Below are 2,161 nucleotides of genomic sequence, written 5' to 3'. Positions count from 1 at the left end.
ACCGGATTCAGGATAAAATCGGGAGTACACGATTGGGAGTAGCCCGAACTCGCGCTGATTATCAGTAGCGTACCCGCTATCAAAATTTTCATTCTTATAAAAAAACACATGAAAGGGGGCATCGTTATTAATCCCGTTTTCGTTACTTTTGCAAATAACAGCACCAAAAGCCGTAATCCCTAACCATGAATTTGTCCGTGAAAAACATCAAGCCACTTCTTTTCGCTCTGTTTATGCTTTGCTTTGCTACAGCTTGCGATAAGAATACAACTGACCCGCAAGATCCTAGCACTGCAACTACCTCTAAGGATAAAGTATTGATTTCTAACCCCTGGCGACTCGTTAATGTTACGGATGCATCGGGTAAGGCCATTCCCCAAAATCAACTCGGTCTGGAAACCTTAGCGATTTACTTATTCGACATCCAATTCTTTGAGAATAACGTCACCAAAGCCATTGACCGTACTTCTCGGCAAGTTGTCAACGGTGGTACTTGGTATTTAAAGGAAAACGATCAAATTCTTGACATCGAAATAAATGCTTTCAAAGGAAAATTTGGCATCAAGGAATTGACTCGTGCCAAACTGACTCTTAGCAACCAGGTTCCGGTGAACGGTGTGAACCAGTTGGCAAATCTGGTATTTGAACCAGTTGTTAAGTAGGTTCATTTTCAAATATAAAGCGATGGTCCCCGGCCATCGCTTTTTCTATGCTTAAAGACTTCACTTGGTGAATCGAGCAGTAATTGCGAATTTGCGTACCCAATATTACCATCCACCTATTTGTTCTTATCCATTTCTATGACAAATAATCATTTACTGCTAGGATTTTGTGCGATTGGCTTAGCTACCAGTCCTGTCTTTTCTCAGGACATTCCAAAACCCCCGAAAATGGTTCCCCAGATGACTGAGTTTTGGGAGCCAGAAGTTAAAACAGTCTCCACTCCGGAAAACGTTGCACCCTCTGACGCCATCGTATTGTTTGAAGGCAAAAATCTCGATCAATGGGTCTCTACCAAAGATAATTCCAAATCTGCCCAATGGACCGTCAACAAAGACGGCACGTTCACGGTCAAGAAGGGAACGGGAAATATCCAGACCAAGCAGTCCTTTCTTGATTACCAGATCCACATCGAGTGGAAGGTGCCGGCCAATATCTCTGGCCAGAGTCAAGCCCGGGGCAACAGCGGACTTTTCTTGGCTTCGACCGGCCCTGACAATGATGGCTACGAAATGCAAATTCTGGACTCCTACAACAACCGCACCTACGCCAACGGTCAGGCAGGTAGTATCTACAAGCAGTCACCGCCGCTTCGCAACGCCACCCGAAAGCCTGGCGAATGGAATGTCTATGACGTTATTTTTACCGCACCACGTTTCAAGGATGATGGCTCACTGTTTTCTCCCGCCCGCGTAACGGCTATTCATAATGGTATAGTCGTGCAAAACAATACCATCCTCACGGGACCGACGCAATACATCGGCCTGCCTTCATACGATAAACCCCACGGTAAGTCTCCGATAAAACTCCAAGACCACGGCGACCCCAGTGAAGCGATCAGCTTTCGGAATATCTGGTTGAGAGAGTTGTGATAAAAAAGAATGACCCTCGCACTGTCAATGCCTGGTGTATGTACGACTGGGCCAATTCAGTCCACCCGCTGGTGATTACCTCCAGTATATTTCCGGTATATTTCAGCGCAACAGCCCTCAATGCGCAGGGCGGTGCAGTCATTGATTTTTTTGGTTTCGCGATCAAAAACTCAGTTCTGTTTTCTTACGCCGTTTCCTTTTCTTTTTTAGTGGTAGCGTTTCTCATTCCCTTTTGCACTGCCATTGCAGACTACACGGGACGGAAGCAGTTGTTTATGAAAATATTTTGCTACTCGGGGGCATTTTGCTGCGGAATGCTCTATTTTTTTACTAGGGATACCACCACATTTGGGGTAGTTATGTTTGTGCTAAGTCTGATCGGGTATTCTGGCAGCATTGTCTTTTATTACTCTTTTCTACCCGAAATTGCCACTGAGGAAAACTTCGATCGGTACAGCGCCCGCGGGTTCTCGCTGGGTTACGTCGGTAGCGTCATTTTGCTGGTTTTCAACCTCACGATGGTACTTTATCCCGATATGTATGGCATTACCGACAAATCCCTTCCGGCC

Annotated in this window: 3 protein-coding genes; all 3 read left to right on the top strand. The window is 45.7% G+C overall.

Translation table 11 applies throughout. The annotated features are described in order from the left end of the window. Nucleotides 1-197 precede the first annotated feature (197 nt). Nucleotides 198-662: a hypothetical protein gene (locus ACEW8P_RS02255; protein ID WP_373511488.1), complete on the top strand. Its 465-nt coding sequence runs from the start codon at nucleotides 198-200 to the stop codon at nucleotides 660-662. A gap of 228 nt (nucleotides 663-890) precedes the next feature. Next, the gene (locus tag ACEW8P_RS02250) at nucleotides 891-1,592 is read left to right on the top strand and encodes a DUF1080 domain-containing protein (protein WP_373511487.1); all 702 of its coding nucleotides are present in this window, start codon (nucleotides 891-893) and stop codon (nucleotides 1,590-1,592) included. Then, nucleotides 1,592-2,161, top strand: a 570-nt coding sequence (locus tag ACEW8P_RS02245) for an MFS transporter (protein ID WP_373511489.1), incomplete at its 3' end; no start/stop codon positions are given. The genes ACEW8P_RS02250 and ACEW8P_RS02245, both read left to right, overlap by 1 nt.

The organism is Persicitalea sp. (genome assembly GCF_041751555.1).
Lineage (GTDB): Bacteria > Bacteroidota > Bacteroidia > Cytophagales > Spirosomataceae > Persicitalea.
Note: the sequence above shows the minus strand (reverse complement) of the source record. Positions and strands in the feature narration are given on the sequence as shown.